Below are 15,831 nucleotides of genomic sequence, written 5' to 3' on the forward strand. Positions count from 1 at the left end.
CGAATGAGAACAATGATTGATAGGATTGTAAAGCAGTCATTATTGTAATGTTATGACTACTCAAATTGACCTTCCCTTAACTGCGATCGCCCGCAAAACTCGTGACTGCGCGCAAACATTAGCAGTTTTATCTACTGAACAGAAGAATCAGGCAATTGAGGCGATCGCGCAAGCTTTAGAATCAGCTACAGATGAAATTTTGGCAGCAAATGCGGCGGATTGTGCAGCAGCATACGATAAAATTCCTAAACCACTGTATCATCGGCTGAAGTTAGATAGAGCGAAGTTGCAAAGTGCGATCGCGGGAGTCCGTGATGTCGGAAAACTTGCCGATCCAGTAGGGGAAGTGCAAATTCATCGTCAGCTTGATGATAGTTTAATTCTCAAGCGCGTGACTTGTCCTTTAGGTGTATTAGGTGTCATTTTTGAAGCTCGTCCTGATGCAGCAATTCAAATTTCCGCTTTGGCGATAAAATCAGGAAATGGTGTCATTCTTAAGGGTGGTAAAGAAGCAACACGCTCTTGTGAGGCTATTGTTAAAGCAATTCATCTCGGATTGTCTCAAACAGTAATTAGTCCTGATGTTGTCCAGTTATTGACAACCCGTGAAGAAACACTGAAATTGTTGCAACTCGATCAATTTGTTGATTTGATCATTCCTAGAGGTTCTAATTCGTTTGTGCGCTTTGTACAGGAAAATACGCACATTCCTGTGTTAGGTCATGCTGATGGTGTGTGTCATCTTTATATTGATCGTGCAGCCGATTTAAGTAAAGCCGTAGCAGTTACTATAGATTCAAAAACGCAGTATCCAGCGGCGTGTAATGCAATTGAAACCTTGTTAATTCATCAAGCGATCGCACCAGCATTTTTAACACTTGTCGCCCCAGCGATGCAACAACATAATGTTGAATTACGCGGTGATGTAGAAACTCGCAAAATTTTGGATATTGCACCTGCAACAGAAACCGACTGGTCAACTGAATACAGCGATTTGATTTTATCAATTAAGGTTGTCGATTCTTTAACAGATGCGATCGCACACATTAATGAATATGGTTCGGGACACACGGATGCGATCGTGACTGAAAATGCAGAAACAGCGGATACTTTCTTAGCGCAAGTTAACGCAACAGGAGTTTTTCATAATTGTTCCACACGCTTTGCTGATGGCTTCCGTTACGGTTTTGGTGCTGAAGTCGGAATTAGTACACAAAAACTACCGCCTCGCGGTCCTGTAGGACTAGAAGGTTTAGTAACTTATAAGTACAAACTGACTGGCGAGGGTCATGTTGTGGCAACTTACACTGGTGAAAATTCTAAGTTATTTACTCACAAAGACTTGGACTAAAAGTGGCATAAGCACCTTAGTTGTGTTTCTTAAACTAAAGCTTTGAGTAAGGCTTGGAGTTTAAGCTGAATTTCCGCAATTTCGCGATCAGGATTGGAACCCGCAACAATACCCGCACCAGCATAAAGTCTCGCGCGATCGCCATCAATCAAAGCAGAACGAATTCCGACAATAAACTCACAGTTTCCTTGATCGTCAAGCCAGCCCAAAGGTGCAGCATACAAACCACGTTCAAACGTCTCATAGTCTTGAATCTTCGTACAAGCGACATCGCGCGAGACACCCGCTACTGCAGGAGTAGGATGTAGTGCAGCAACAATTTCTAAAGGATGCACATTTGCTGGTAATTTTGCTTGAACTGGCGTCCACAAATGCTGAATATTAGAGAGTTGCCGCAGTCGAGGTGGTAAGGTTTGTGGCACTATCCCTAATTGATACAGGCACTGAGTAATAAAATCAAGCACAACGCGATGTTCGTGTCTTTCTTTTTCACTATTCAATAAACAATTCGCTAATCTAGTATCTTCTGCTAAAGTTTTTCCGCGCGGTGCTGATCCTGCTAATGCGTCGGTACTTAATTGTTGATTATTAATATTAATTAAACGTTCTGGACTTGCCCCAATAAAGTTTTGTCCATTACCATTACTAACTGCAAAAATGTAGCATCCTGGATGAATGTTACGCAGGTTATCGAGAGAGTGAAATAGTCTAAAAGGTTCGTCACAAACTACATCAAGAGGATGTGCTAAAACGATTTTTTGTAAGTAATTTGACTCAATTAACTTCAAACTAGATGTAATTGATTGTTTAAAATTTTTAATGTTTTTTATCTGTTGGCTGTGAATGATCGACTTATAATTATTTTTTAAATTATTTTGAAATTTTAATAAGTTTATTGTTTTAATCTTTTGACACCACTCCTGGTATAATCCACTTAAATTTGTCTCCTTATCTATTAAGAAGTTTGCAACTAATATACAGCGATCGCTACAGCGAGATATCTGCAAGCGAGGTAGAAAAATAGTAGCTGCTGGAAAAGGATAATCTATTTGAGACGTTTCATTAAAGAAACTGAAGCTACAAAAAAAGTGAGGTCCTGTAGAAACTTGATTACTTGTAGCTACTTGAATAGTTTTATCAAGGCATGAATCAATAAACTTTTGCACTTGAGAAAAACGATTTACCCCATCAGTTTGTAGTTGGGCAACAGCATCAATAGCAGCGATCGCTTGTTGATTACTTTTGTTCTCAAAGTAAAAACTTAGTTGATTTGGCTGCGCTATTTCCTGAAGTGCTACTAACGGATCGACGTTCTCAACTTCAAGAGAAATACTGACTATATGTGAAGAATCTACTGCACAATTTTGTTGACAATGTGAAAGAAACTGGTATAGCTCATTGTGGTAAAGAAACGTATTAGGGCGACACGGTAAAACTGGCATGGATGTCGAAAAAGTAAATTTTTTTAAAGTTTTCTTCCTGACTTGTGATTAACCGTGGTGCATTTCTAGTAGCATACTTATGCTGTGATTAACCACTCTGCTGGCTAGTGACAATCTACTAGGCAGGCTTGGGAGGGCTTTTGCTGTATAAGACTTCTTTGTCAAAGTACATCATCATTGCAGTTTAATATCTCATACTATGTTACAAAATCGACAATATTCAAATATTTCTTTATAATTTTCTATTAAAAACATGATGATTTTAGCTACTACAAAGAAAGTTTAATAATATAACAACTTTCATGTAATCTAGCAGTTGAATTAAGCTAACATAATGACTACAAAACTGATAGAATATCCAAATACCAAACTATGGATGGCAGCAATTAAGCCACCGATGTACAGTGTGGCAATTATGCCAATATGGATAGGAAGTGCGGTTGCCTTTGCTGAAACTAAATATTTTCATCCAGCAGTATTTTCTACATTTATAGCAGCAGCTATCTTCATTCTTGCTTGGGAGAATTTAAGCAATGATGTATTTGATTCAGAAACTGGAATAGATAAAAATAAAGCTCATTCTCTTGTTAATTTAACAGGAAATAAATCATTTGTATTTTGGTTAGGAAATTTCTGTTTAGCTTTGGGGTTATTAGGAATACTATTAATTGCTTGGTGGCAACAAGATTTAACCGTAATTGGTGTAATTTTGTTATGCTGTTTATTAGGTTATATGTACCAAGGACCACCTTTTCGTTTAGGGTATCAGGGTTTAGGAGAAGTTATTTGCTTTTTTTGTTTTGGTCCACTAGCCGTTGCAGCAGCATACTATAGTCAAACTCAATCTTGGTCATTGACGAGCTTAGCCGCAAGTGTCATTGTAGGGATTGTGACAAGTTTAATTTTATTTTGTTCGCATTTTCATCAAGTAAAAGACGATTTAGCCGCTGGAAAGCGATCGCCAATTGTCCGTATTGGTACAAAAAGATCCGCGCAAATTTTGCCTTGGGTTGGTGGTAGTATCTATATTCTCGCTATTTTCTTCGTACTGTTTGGGATATTTCCAACTTGGACGTTACTTAGCTTGATCAGTTTACCCTGTGCATTGAAGCTATTTCGTCATGTTTTGGAATATTATAATCAACCAGAAAAAGTCAGCAACTGTAAATTCTTAGCTGTAGAAATGCATTTTTGGAGTAGTTTACTGTTAGGTTTAGGTTTTATCCTATCAGTAACTTAAATAAGGGTAATGATATCAATTTAATTGAATAGCTAGTCATAGATAACGATTAGTGATTAGCAATTAGCTTTTTACTTAAGCACTTCAATGACTGCCTGTGAAAATACCAACTTATCAATTTGAATTTCGCTACTATCAAAGGCAGTTTCAGTCACCTTTGCACACAAGTCATGGTAACTGGGAAGTACGCACAGGAATTATCCTACGTTTTACAGATAAGATGGGCAAAGTTAGCTATGGTGAAATTGCCCCGATAAGATGGTTTGGTTCAGAAACGATAGAACAAGCTGAGACTTTCTGCTGTCAGCTACCACAAGAATTAACTCCAGAAATGATTTTTTCGATTCCTGATACTCTACCTGCGTGTCAGTTCGGGTTTGAGTCAGCATTGGCAGAGGTTAGGGATAGAGAACATAATCTAGAGTGTTGTGGGTTGTTACCTGCGGGAAACGCAGCTTTAGTCGCTTGGCAGAGATTGTGGGAAGAAGGTTATCGTACCTTTAAATGGAAAATTGGCGTTGAGGCGATCGCACAAGAACTAGAAATCTTTGAAAAACTGATGCGATTACCTGTATCAGCGAAACTGAGATTAGATGCTAATGGAGGATTGAGTTACAGCCAGGCGAATTTATGGTTACAGAGGTGCGATCGCACCTCTGAAGATCCAACAATATCTGTAGAAGTTGAATATCTAGAACAACCACTAGCAGTAGCAGAATTTGCCGTGATGTTAGAGTTGAGTCGCAGCTACAAATGTGCAATTGCCTTAGATGAGTCAGTCGCAACACTCCAACAACTACAAGAGTGTTATCACAAAGGCTGGCGAGGAATTTTTATTATTAAGCCAGCGATCGCCGGTTTTCCCTCACGTTTGCGCCAGTTTTGTCACAAATATCAAATCGATGCAGTCTTCTCCTCTGTCTTTGAAACTGAAATTGGTAGGTTAGCGGCTTTGAGACTTGCAACTGAACTATCTTCTCCCCATCGGGCGATTGGATTTGGAGTAGATCATTTGCTTCAAGAAGCGGATAGTCACTGGCTAGAAAACTTATGGAATACTCGCTAGAGGATTTTACAAACTACATAGAGAATCATTTACTTTGTGAAAACAGCGATCGCCTACCGCAGTTAACTGAGGAGATCTACTCACAAATTACTCAGCCTCGAACACAGATTCCTAACATTCTTATAGCTGAGAGAGAACCAACAAAATTTTTAGCCTATTTTATGGCTACTTGTGCAGCTGGCTATCCTATTTTTCTATGTAACCCTGACTGGGGAGAACAAGAATGGCAACAAGTATTCGACTTAGTTCAACCTGACATCATTTTAGCAAATGACGACTTAGACAAACTACCCATTACTAGCAAACAAGTTTCAATAACCAATTATCAATTACCAATTACCCAACAAATCATGATTCCCACTGGTGGCTCATCAGGTAAAATAAAATTTGCCATTCACACCTGGGAAACACTCATAGCATCAGTAATAGGTTTTAGACAATATTTTCAACTTCAGCAAGTTAATTCTTACTGCATACTGCCACTGTATCACGTCAGTGGATTAATGCAGTTTATTCGTTCTTTTACAAGCGGAGGAAAGTTAGTTATTCAAAACTTCAAGCAACTAGAATATCAAGGAAAATATCAAGTCAACCCTGTAGAATTTTTTATTTCTTTAGTACCAACGCAACTACAACGACTATTACAAGCACGAGTTAGCGATCGCTTAGCACAATTTCAAACTGTGTTATTGGGTGGTGCGCCAGCATGGAATGAACTATTAGTAGAAGCCCGATCCAAAAATATTCCTTTAGCACTTACCTATGGGATGACAGAAACTGCTTCGCAAATAGCAACTCTCAAACCAGAAGACTTTTTACAAGGAAAAGATAATTGTGGGAAAATTCTGCCTCATGCAAAAGTTGAAATTTGCAGTACACAAAACCAAATCGGTAATATTAAAATTCAATCTAAATCTTTAGCCCTAGGCTATTACCCTAATGTTTTTGAAATACCTGAGTTAATATTAGATGACCTAGGGTATTTTGATTCTCAAGGCTATCTAAATATTATCGGACGTAGCAGTGAAAAAATTATTACTGGCGGAGAAAACATTTATCCAATCGAAATTGAAACAGCCATTCGCGATACCAAAATGGTCAACGATATTTGTATTGTTGGCATTCCAGATCGTCACTGGGGACAAGCAGTAACAGCAATCTATGTTCCTAAATCAACTACATCCATAACAACCTTGCAAACAACTCTCAAAAACAAACTAAGTAAATTCAAAATCCCCAAACATTGGGTTTCCCTCACTATATTACCCCGCAACACCCAAGGAAAAGTTAACCGTCAACATCTACAACAACTCGCCTTAAACATACTCCAAGAAAAATCTCTTTAATCCTCTTTCCTCTGCGTTTTCTATGTTTCCGTGATTTGTTCTCCCCACTGCTGCAACCATAGCCCCATTTCCATAGATAATTCTTGCCGTTTTCTACTCTTGCCATCAATACAAACGTGTCGAGTTAGTGCTTTCGCCGCCATTTTTTCTCCAACAGAAATCTCATAAGCAATTTCAAAACTATCACTCTGTAATTTTTGTGGAGTCAAACTAATAGACAAACTATCTCCACAAAACAGAGGACGAAAAAAATCTACACTAGTATGAACAATTGGAAATGCAGTAGTGGAATTACTAAAAAACACCTTTAGATCGAAACCTGAAACTGCTAACGAAGCCTCATAAGCTTCGTGACACATTGTTAAAACATTAGCAAAATAAACGACACCAGCAGCATCAGTATCTTGAAAGCGAACAGTACGAGTATAAGTAAATGCCATTTGGAGTTATTGAGAACGAGTTAGGCACAAGATACATACCCTAAATCTAAGACTAGTTTAATTACATTACTGATCTAGTAACAATGCACTATTCTTAATTCTCTTCTACAGGACGAATAATTGGTGTTGCAGGCGTAATTTCTGGTTGAAAAATAGCATCGAGTGCTTGTTGAAGAGTTTCTGCCATCACAATGCGATTTTCGTAGGCAACAATAACACGTACAAATGTTGGTAGACTATTTTGTTCGGCTTCTAAATAAAGCGGTTCTACATATAATAAAGATTCTTCAATTGGAATTACTAGTAAATTTCCTTGAATAACTCGCGAACCTTGACGATTCCAGAGGGTAATTTGTTGTGAAATAACAGGATCTTGATTAATTCTTGCTTCAACTTGTTCAGGTCCATAAACTAAAAGTTGTTTAGGAAACTCGTACAACAGCAATCTACCGTACTGTTCGCCATCGGCACGCGCTGCTAACCAACCAATTAAGTTAGGACGCTGTACAGGGTTAAATGGTAGTAAAAGAATAAACTCTTCAGTTTCTTCGGTTGGTATGCGCGTAATCAGAAAATAAGGCTGTACTTGTTGTGGTTCAGTTCCGTAAATCTCTGTAGGAATTCGCCATAAGTCTTCGCGGTTATAAAAGACCTGAGCATCTGTCATGTGATACGTTAGTAAATGCTCAGACTGGGTAGTAAAAAGATCTATTGGATAGCGAATGTGGCTACGTAACGCTGCTGGCATCGCATCAAGTGGCTTGAGTAATCCAGGAAAAATGGCAGCTATTGTATTAATCACAGGATCTGTCGGATCGGCAATGTAAAAATCTACTGAACCGTTGTAGGCATCAATGACAACTTTGACAGAGTTACGAATGTAGTTGAAGTCATCTACAACAGGATCAGAATAGGGATAGCGATCGCTTGTTGTGTATGCGTCCAAAATCCAGTACAAATACGTTGGTTCACCTTGTAAATTGGTATTTCCACCATCTGCTGCCACTAAATACGGATCTCTGTCATATCGTAAAAAAGGTGCGATCGCTTGGACGCGATTTTTAATATTGCGTCGAAATAATAATCTTGTTTGCGGTGTAAAATCTTGTGTTAGCAACATTTGCCAGTCTTTCAGATACTGAGCAAATAATAACCGTCGCCAAAACGAACCAATATTAACTCCACCGCGACCATCATAAGTTGTATAAACGTTTTCGTTGCCACTAGGATAATCTAATTCCTGAACTCGTGTGCCAGTCATAACGTAGGTATTGGCAATTTCCCCGTAGTAGATTCGTGGCTGTCCAATAGGGACGCTAGCACGAATTTGTTCGTTAGCGACTTCTAAAGCACCATCCTCGCCTGTTCCTGGATCTCCAATATTTTGAATAAAATAGTCTGGTAAGCCTCCAGCAGCAACAGTATTAACAGGGCTTAAAGTAAAACCGTAGCCATGAGTATAAACGAGGTGTTGGTTTACCCAGGTTTGTGCTTGTTGAGGTACAGCATTATAGTCGAGTTCTCTTGCAGCAATAATTGTTTGTCGTCTTTCTGTTGTTTCGCCAGGAACCGTACTCAAAAGTGTGTAGCGATCAATATCCGCATTAGGAAAACTATAATACGTCCGAATTTGCTGTAATTGACGATTTGTCTCTAATAGCGGACGTGTATCCCATAATCGGATGTTGCGAATGGTCAAATCATTCTCTTGTAAATCAGCAGCGGTTAGTGTAGGTTGTGGATTGAAAGTTTCCGCCTCAATTCTTGTTAAATCAAAAGCTTGACGAGTATAGTTAATACTGCGCTGAATATAGGGAGTTTCGCGAGCAAGTTCGTTTGGTTCGACAACTAATCGTTGTACGATTGCAGGAACAGTGTAGGTTGCAACAGCAATAACAGCAACGTATACAACTGCACCAGAAATGAAAGAACCACCAAGACGTAGAGGACTCAACGGCGATCGCCGTTGAGTAGAAAAAACAGCTTGCCAAAGTAAAATTAAAGAAATTGCGGCTGAACCTAAACTTAGAGTAGTGTAAACGGGAAAATCAACCGTGACATCGGTAAAGCTAGCACCATAGGTTGCACCACGCGCAGAGTAAAGTAACTGGTAGCGCCCTAACCAATAATGAAGTGCGATCGCCCCACACACAAAGCTACCGAGAACGTCTAAATGTCGAATTTGTGCTAAGGAAAAACCTGGAAATTTCCCTTGACTGAGGGTATTACCCGTGAGTAAGTAAGTTAGAGTAACCGCAGCTAGACCATATAGAGACAATCCTAAAATCCAAAATCTCAGGAGTTCCCATACTGGTAAAGAAAATACATAAAAGCTAATATCCCGCTCAAATAGCGGATCGACGCCGTTAAAACTAGTAGGGTAAAAATATTTTAAGACAGTATCCCAACGCTGGGCAGCTACGAGAGCAATACTTAAACTAATTGCTAGGGCGATCGCTCTTAACCAAAAATACGGACCTGCTAAAATTGCAGTACTCAATCCCCCTAAGCCCAAAGCTATACTCAATCCCACAATGACAACAACTTGCCAATAGGGAATGGGAAATGGCGATAGTTGCCCAATCTGTTGAAAAAAGTTAACAACTGGCATCCATGACTGTAACTGAAAGACAGGTGGAAAACGAAATTGAGGCTGCCAAATACTTAATGCTTCGTATAAGTAGTACCCCAAGATTAATCCTGCTAACACGCATAACAAAATTATGAGAGTTAATAGCCAGCGCAATCCAAAACTTTTTGGGATTGGATAGTTTTTCCTCGTAGTTGTTTGAGTAATTTCGTACTTGGAGGACTTGAGACGCTGCGCGATCGCTAAATTACCAAACAAAAATGTCGCTGAAGGAAAAAAGGCGATCGCCCATAATCCCAACTGCGTCTTTAGACGTAACAGAAAAACTGGTAAATACCCGACATCCTGAAACCACAGCCACTCCCCAATAAAGCGCGTGATTAGTTCAACAACTATCCACACCCCTACTAATAGAACTACTGGTGAAAAAATTCGGTTCCCAAAAAACTTAGACATGGCAGTGATTAGTGGCTAGTAATTAGTGAATAGATCTTGAATAATGTTTTGTAACCACTTAATCGCTGTCATCAACAATTAAAACTACATAACTTTTGCTCTAGTCACTAGCCACTAGCCACCATTTACTAACTAAATTGTTCTTCTACATCTAGGTTAAACAACATTTGTAGCGTTTGCATACAGCGCTTGCGGGCTTCAATATCTTGTTGCGATCGCAGTTGTACCATCGGGTCGTGAAGGATTTTATTCACAATTCCCCGCGTCAAGGCTTCGATCACTTCTTGATGTTTTTCGGCAAATTCTGAACCCAAACGCGACAATGCCTTTTCTAGTTCCTGTTCGCGAATTGTTTCTACTTTATCGCGCAAACAGCTAATTGTTGTCACAGTATCCAGCGATCGCCACCAAATATCAAAGGCAAGAACTTCTTGTTCTAAAAGTTTCTCTGCTTCCATTGCCATCCGGCGGCGGCTTTCGTGATTTTGAGCAACCACAGCTTTCAAGTCATCGACATTAAATGCTTGAACAAATTCCAACTCATTCACATCCGCATGAACATTACGCGGAACTGAAATATCAAATAACATCAAAGCCCTACTTGGTTCTAATGCTGCTTCTAACTTCGCGCGATCGAGGAGAGGTTCTGTTGCTGCTGTGCTAGTAAATACCAAATCTGACATTGCCATCATTGACATCATTTCGGAAATTGAGTGCAGTTGCAAATCTATTTGGCGAAATTGATTTGCTAATTCTTCTGCCCGTTGTCGCGAACGATTGATAATACAAATTTGCCCTGCGCCTTTAGCGATCAAATGCTGTACAAGCAAGCGTGACATCTTACCTGCACCAATAATCATCACTCGACAAGCTGCGAGGTTTTGCACTTTCATCTGCGCTAATTCCACCGCAGCAGAACTAATCGATACTGCGCCAGTTCCAATACTTGTTTCTGTACGGACGCGCTTACCAGCAGTTAAGGCTTGTTTAAACAGTTTGTTAAGAATTAATTTAATTCCGTTGTATTGTTGTCCTAATTTGTGCGTTTGTTTTACCTGCGCTAGTATTTGTCCTTCTCCCAGCACCAAACTATCCAATCCCGCAGCGACGCGCATCAAATGCATAACAGCATCTTCATGGAGAAAGATAAATAAATGCTGTCTTAAACTTGACGCAGGTAACTTACTGTGCTCTGCCAAAAACTGCGCAACTTCTTGAATACCCTGCTGTGTTTCGCGCGCAACAATATAAATTTCCAGGCGGTTGCAAGTACTGAGAATCGCAACTTCTTCGATATGAGGGTATGTCAACAGGTGCGCGATCGCGCTTTCGACTTGGGGTTCTGGAATACTTAGCTTTTCTCTAACTTCGACTGGGGCTGTTTTATGACTGAGTCCCACTACCGCAATATTCATTCTTATTGCCCGCTGGATACCCTATCAAGTTTAGACAGGGAGGAAAGCGGGGCGGGGTTTACCGCTTTCCTGTTTCCAAAAAAATTTATACTTAGGAGGATTGAATGTACTCTTTTTTACCAATTGCTTTGCCATGTATAAATTCAGGACGCAATCAATTGGCTATTTATTTTTGCTGTGCTGCGTTTAGCACAATCATGGCATACATTTGAGGTAGTCCCGCTTCTCCTAGGAAGAAGTTGAAGACGGGAAAATTTTTTCAATCTCATTAGCTGCTATCTTCTATCGTAGCTGTAGAGCCTTCGGCTCCTCAAACATGTGAATTGTATCTACAAATCGAGCTGTTTGAGACTGGTTAGAAATGACCAAGCTTTGAGTTCTTGCGCCACCACCGAAGAAGCGAACGCCTTCCATGAGGGTTCCTGGGGTGATACCACACGCTGCAAACAAAACTGTTTGACCCGAAGCTAGCTCTTCAGCGTTATAAACTTTATCTGGGTTATTAATGCCCATTTCATTGAGCCGTGCAATGTTGCTTTCTTTGCTTTCTCCGATCAAACCTGTTTTGACTACTTCTGGATCGTAAATCAATTGTCCTTGGAAATGTCCGCCTAAGCAGCGCAAAGCAGCAGCAGAAATGACTCCCTCAGGAGCCGCACCAATACCCATCAAGGCATGAATATTCGTGCCAGCAAAAGCACAAGAAATAGCAGCAGAAACGTCACCATCGCTAATTAAGCGGACTCTGGCACCTGCTTGACGAATTTCTTGAATTAACTCTTTGTGGCGGGGGCGATCCATCACAACCACAACTAATTCTTCTACAGCACGATTCAAACACTCAGAAAGAATCTTCAAGTTTTCGGTAGCGGATTTATTGATATCAACATGACCGCGTGCTAAAGGTGGGGCTGCTAACTTTTTCATATAAAAGTCGGGTGCAGCAAACAAACCACCTTTTTCAGAGATAGCAAGCACTGCCATTGAACCATTTTGCCCATAAGCGACAAGGTTAGTACCCTCGCAAGGGTCAACAGCAATATCAATCTCAACAAGTTCGTCGGGGTTACAGTAGTCTTTGGCATCCTCTCGGGTACAAATGCCAACTTCCTCGCCAATATAAAGCATCGGAGCATCATCGCGTTCGCCCTCACCAATGACGATGCGTCCCCGCATATAGATTTTATTCATCCGCTCCCGCATTGCTTCAACTGCTACTTGGTCAGCAGTGTTCTTTTCTCCTTTACCCATCCAGCGAGCACTTGCGATCGCAGCTTGCTCTACCACTTCAATAATCTCTAACCCTAGTGTGTTTTCCACAAATTTCCTCCCAACTGCTTGCTAACGGCCCTGTTTTGTCTAGTCATACCAGTTCTCAAGTCTACCAAAGGGAGGATACCTGTGCGAGGCGTCTGACACGAGTTGGTGTTAAGTTTTGCTGCTTAGAACTAGGGAAGCCAAGCGAAAGGTGCGGAGGTAGCCCCTGTTGAGCAAACTGGCGTCGAGGAGCTAGGGGCACTCAGGCTAGGGAGCAATAAGCGTTTTTGCTATTGTTTTTTGAACGCCAAATTCTCACTAAAAATTTTGCTGGAAATTGTTATTTTGTGATGCTTTCTAAGTTGATCTAAGCTAGTAGTTATCACAAATTTACTAAAAAAAGTTTCAGCTTCTTTCATTTTGTGGTACTGCTGACTCCTGACCCCCGATTCCTATCTCATTATGTTTGATTTCAACTCACTTCTCAATCGCCATCCTGAACGAGTGAAAGCCAATGTAGAAATCTATACTTGGCAAGTTTGTCCTTATTGCATTCGTGCCAAATTGCTGTTGTGGTGGAAAGGTGTAAATTTCACCGAGTATAAAATCGACGGCAACGAATCTGCCAGAAACCAGATGGCAGGACGCGCGCAGGGACGTCGGACAGTACCGCAAATCTTGATCAATAATCAGCACATTGGTGGGTGTGACGACCTTTATCAGCTAGATGCACAAGGGCAGTTGGACGCGTTATTAGCTAAATCAGTAACTGTTTAAAAACTGTGATCTCAACACCAATAATCGACCATCCTGAATATCTCACACATTGTCACTGGATGAGTAAAGCGATCGCACTTGCCCAAGCAGCCGGTGAAGCAAATGAGGTTCCTGTAGGTGCTGTCATTATTGACTCTAACCACAACGTCGTTGCAACTGCGGAAAATCGTCGGGAAAGAGATAAAGATCCCACGGCCCACGCAGAAATTTTAGCATTGCGCCAAGCTGGTCAAGCAATACAAAATTGGCATCTCAATAACTGCACTCTTTACGTCACCTTAGAACCCTGCCCAATGTGTGCGGGAGCAATTATTCAAGCACGATTAAAATTATTAGTCTATGGTGCAGACGATCCCAAAACTGGTGCCATACGCACTGTCGCTAATATTCCTGATAGTGCTTGCTCCTACCATCATGTGACTGTTTTCGGTGGCATCCTCGCATCAGTCTGTCGCACACAACTTCAATCCTGGTTTGCAGCCCAAAGACAACTTAAACAAGAACGCTGGGGTGACGAGGCAATCAAGTGGGGAAGCAGAAAGTTATGAGTTGAGAGTGTTGAGTTCTAAATTAGAAGATTCAACTCAAAATTCAAAACTCAAAACTAATCACTCTTTCACTCACCCCTCACCCCTCGCTCCTCACCCCTCTTTACCCATGACGCTACTAAAAGTGTCCTGGAAATACAAGACATTTTGCGATAGAGAAATTACGGTAGAAGAAGGATTACTTGCCATGATTGTTACTTGCATTGACTTGCCACCGCTATGATTCAGCTCGACTCCCGTTTTGTTATAGGTTCACTGGAAACACGCATGAATACTAAGGTGGCCCCTTCTACTTCTTCTGATATATCCCGTGTTTCACCTTGGTTAGCTCAGCTTGTCTATCCTTTGGGAAGTCGCCTTGTCCTACCATTTTTCTTTCACAAGCTTAAAGTTATTGGACAAGAGAACTTACCGATCGCTGGACCAGTCATTCTTGCTCCTACTCACCGCTCGCGTTGGGATGCTCTACTCGTACCTTATGCCACTGGCAGAATTGTAACAGGAAGAGACTTACGCTTTATGGTATCAGCAGATGAAGTAAAAGGGCTACAAGGTTGGTTTATCCGCCGTTTGGGAGGATTCCCTATCGATACCAAACATCCTGCTGTTTCTACCCTGCGTCATGGAGTCGAGCTACTGCAAGCAGGAGAGATGATGGTAATTTTTCCGGAAGGTAATATTTTTCGTGATGGAACAGTTCACCCACTCAAGCCAGGATTGGCACGTATCGCTTTGAGTGCAGAATCGAACTACCCTGGACTAGGAGTCAAAATTGTACCGATTCATCTGTTTTATAGCCAACCTTACCCTCGGTGGGGCTGTGACGTAACTATTCGCATTGGTTCTCCAATACAAGTAGCAAAATATAACGCAGGTTCCATTAAACAGAATGCCAAAGAGTTAACAACAGATTTAGAAGTGGCGCTCAAAGCCCTTAACGCTCAAGAGTCAGAATTTGCAGCAGTACAATCAGAATTTGAAAAAAGTAGTGATTCTGTTTCAGATGATTCTATTGCCAGTGTCTAGGGCTGTCAGCATCATAGCCAACCATTTTTCTTATCCTCGTCTCCAAGCAGCGAAAAGGAACCAATTTAGTGTAGGTTAAGTCTAAACCAAGAAACTTTGGGTGCCGCTGGTTTGGTGAAAGACTCAATCGGAGTTAAGATACCCGAAGTTTGAACTACTTTTGTGTTTTCTCAAACGTAATTAATAACTCCATGATTTCTGCTGTAACTGTTCGCTTCTTACGTCACACCTGCCTGACTTTTCTTCCGGTTATGGCAGCTTTAAGTGTTGTTTCACCTGTAAATGCTCAGACATCTACACCGAACCTACCAGACACTCCTAATCAAGCACAACCGATAGACCCAAGTAATCCCAATGTTCTGCGTCCTACGCCGCAAAACAATACCTTATTAAGTACGGCAGCAGGGCAGCGTCTCATGGCTGAGGCTAGTAATGCAGTAGCATCTCAAAACTATACCTTAGCAACACAAAAACTACAGGAGGCACGGGAAGTTTATAACCAAATGTCTAATTTCTACCAGGAGCTTGCTACAAGTTTCTCTGGAATTGATAATCGTGTTGCTGATAGTCAACGAAAAAAGGCTCTAGAAACTGCCCAGATGCGTGATGATGCAACTTATCAACTAGCGCTTGTTCATCGAGCACAAAACCGCTCTGAACTTGCCGTGCCTCTGTTAGTACAGATTATTCGCAGCCAAAATCCAACGCGTGACTTGGGAAAAAAAGCTTACCAACAGTTGTTTGAGCTGGGCTTTGTTGATACACCTTTTCCGAGAAGTGGTGCAACCCCAACGCCTCCAAATACTTCTCAAAGCAATCAGCGCTAATTTACTTGCCCGAAGAAACAGTTAAATTAAAAGTAGAGTTGAACAGCTTT

The 15,831-nt window shown here is 40.9% G+C and carries 13 protein-coding genes; 8 read left to right on the forward strand and 5 right to left on the reverse strand.

Annotation, left to right across the window (positions count from 1 at the left end):
* Nucleotides 1–52 precede the first annotated feature (52 nt).
* Nucleotides 53–1,351 carry a glutamate-5-semialdehyde dehydrogenase gene (locus IQ230_RS13575; RefSeq protein WP_193932504.1) on the forward strand — a complete coding sequence of 433 codons (1,299 nt, stop codon included), beginning with the start codon at nt 53–55 and terminating at the stop codon, nt 1,349–1,351.
* Nucleotides 1,352–1,380: 29 nt separating this feature from the next.
* Here IQ230_RS13575 and IQ230_RS13580 read toward each other — a convergent pair whose 3' ends face one another.
* Nucleotides 1,381–2,793, reverse strand: a complete 1,413-nt coding sequence (locus tag IQ230_RS13580) for an isochorismate synthase (RefSeq protein ID WP_193932505.1) — start codon at nt 2,791–2,793, stop codon at nt 1,381–1,383.
* A gap of 334 nt (nt 2,794–3,127) precedes the next feature.
* Between IQ230_RS13580 and menA the strand changes: the two genes are divergently transcribed.
* From menA to IQ230_RS13595, 3 genes are all read left to right on the forward strand, one after another.
* On the forward strand, nt 3,128–4,033 hold the full coding sequence (gene menA, locus IQ230_RS13585; protein WP_193932506.1) for a 2-carboxy-1,4-naphthoquinone phytyltransferase: 906 nt from the start codon (nt 3,128–3,130) through the stop codon (nt 4,031–4,033).
* 97 nt (nt 4,034–4,130) lie between these two features.
* Complete coding sequence (locus tag IQ230_RS13590; RefSeq protein ID WP_193932507.1) at nt 4,131–5,099, forward strand: o-succinylbenzoate synthase; 969 nt, start codon at nt 4,131–4,133, stop codon at nt 5,097–5,099.
* Entirely contained in the window at nt 5,084–6,445 is a 1,362-nt protein-coding gene (locus IQ230_RS13595) for a 2-succinylbenzoate--CoA ligase (RefSeq protein ID WP_193932508.1), read from the forward strand. The genes IQ230_RS13590 and IQ230_RS13595 overlap by 16 nt, the downstream gene beginning before the upstream one ends.
* A gap of 20 nt (nt 6,446–6,465) precedes the next feature.
* On the opposite strand, the gene IQ230_RS13600 is transcribed toward IQ230_RS13595, so the two are convergent.
* The 4 genes from IQ230_RS13600 to glpX form a co-directional block, all read right to left on the reverse strand.
* Complete coding sequence (locus tag IQ230_RS13600) at nt 6,466–6,885, reverse strand: acyl-CoA thioesterase (protein ID WP_193932509.1); 420 nt, start codon at nt 6,883–6,885, stop codon at nt 6,466–6,468.
* 94 nt (nt 6,886–6,979) lie between these two features.
* The gene (locus IQ230_RS13605; protein ID WP_193932510.1) at nt 6,980–9,931 is read right to left on the reverse strand and encodes a UPF0182 family protein; all 2,952 of its coding nucleotides are present in this window, start codon (nt 9,929–9,931) and stop codon (nt 6,980–6,982) included.
* 128 nt (nt 9,932–10,059) lie between these two features.
* A complete protein-coding gene (locus IQ230_RS13610; protein ID WP_193932511.1) occupies nt 10,060–11,346 on the reverse strand; it encodes a glutamyl-tRNA reductase in 1,287 nt (428 codons plus the stop codon).
* A 282-nt stretch (nt 11,347–11,628) separates the two neighbouring features.
* Nucleotides 11,629–12,666, reverse strand: a complete 1,038-nt coding sequence (glpX, locus tag IQ230_RS13615; RefSeq protein WP_099702068.1) for a class II fructose-bisphosphatase — start codon at nt 12,664–12,666, stop codon at nt 11,629–11,631.
* A gap of 399 nt (nt 12,667–13,065) precedes the next feature.
* Between glpX and grxC the strand changes: the two genes are divergently transcribed.
* The 4 genes from grxC (at nt 13,066) to IQ230_RS13635 (ending at nt 15,781) form a co-directional block, all read left to right on the forward strand.
* Nucleotides 13,066–13,380 carry a glutaredoxin 3 gene (gene grxC, locus IQ230_RS13620; RefSeq protein ID WP_193932512.1) on the forward strand — a complete coding sequence of 105 codons (315 nt, stop codon included), beginning with the start codon at nt 13,066–13,068 and terminating at the stop codon, nt 13,378–13,380.
* Between the two features lie 5 nt (nt 13,381–13,385).
* The gene (tadA, locus tag IQ230_RS13625; RefSeq protein WP_322742410.1) at nt 13,386–13,928 is read left to right on the forward strand and encodes a tRNA adenosine(34) deaminase TadA; all 543 of its coding nucleotides are present in this window, start codon (nt 13,386–13,388) and stop codon (nt 13,926–13,928) included.
* 267 nt (nt 13,929–14,195) lie between these two features.
* Nucleotides 14,196–14,954: a lysophospholipid acyltransferase family protein gene (locus IQ230_RS13630; protein ID WP_228054892.1), complete on the forward strand. Its 759-nt coding sequence runs from the start codon at nt 14,196–14,198 to the stop codon at nt 14,952–14,954.
* Between the two features lie 251 nt (nt 14,955–15,205).
* A complete protein-coding gene (locus tag IQ230_RS13635) occupies nt 15,206–15,781 on the forward strand; it encodes a hypothetical protein (RefSeq protein WP_407646658.1) in 576 nt (191 codons plus the stop codon).
* Nucleotides 15,782–15,831 lie beyond the last annotated feature (50 nt).

It is taken from the genome of Gloeocapsopsis crepidinum LEGE 06123, from assembly GCF_015207655.1.
GTDB lineage: Bacteria > Cyanobacteriota > Cyanobacteriia > Cyanobacteriales > Chroococcidiopsidaceae > Gloeocapsopsis > Gloeocapsopsis crepidinum.